Source organism: Bradyrhizobium sp. NBAIM08 (assembly GCF_020193935.1).
Classification (GTDB): Bacteria; Pseudomonadota; Alphaproteobacteria; order Rhizobiales; family Xanthobacteraceae; genus Bradyrhizobium; species Bradyrhizobium yuanmingense.
Genome location: NZ_JADYVR010000715.1, coordinates 1 through 419, shown reverse-complemented (window position 1 = coordinate 419; position 419 = coordinate 1). Strand labels below are relative to the sequence as shown.

1 protein-coding gene is annotated in these 419 nt (G+C 64.4%); it reads left to right on the top strand.

Features of this window, described 5'->3' with window-relative positions:
• Positions 1-389, top strand: a 389-nt coding sequence (locus tag I6F37_RS41710) for a tryptophan 7-halogenase (RefSeq protein ID WP_225154627.1), incomplete at its 5' end; no start/stop codon positions are given.
• Positions 390-419: the final 30 nt, after the last annotated feature.

Sequence of the window (419 nt, the reverse complement as noted above, 5' to 3'; positions counted from 1 at the left end):
TCGCCATGCACTACCGTTTCAACAAGCGGGCCGACACGGCGTTCTGGGAGGACTGCCGGCGGGAGGTTGATCTCGCGGGCATCACGGAACTGATCGCCTACTTTCACGAGCACGGGCTGCTCAGCGTCGCGGATCCGCGCACGCGCGAGAGCTTCACCTACCTGTGGGACGCCGGACTGTTCGGCACCAACGGCATGGACCTCATTCTGCTTGGACAGGGTGAGCGGCCAGGCGGCAAACCCGCGGACGATACGTCGCGCGTTGCGTGGCTCAGGAAAAAGCGTGTGGTCTGGGCAGAGATGAGCGATCGCGCGCTGCCCCAGAACCGCGCCCTGCAACTGGTCGAGCGCAATCCCGGGATTCTTTGGAAGGATGCGAGGGCGAGCTGAGCCGGAGCCGATCGCCTAACTGTACCAGCT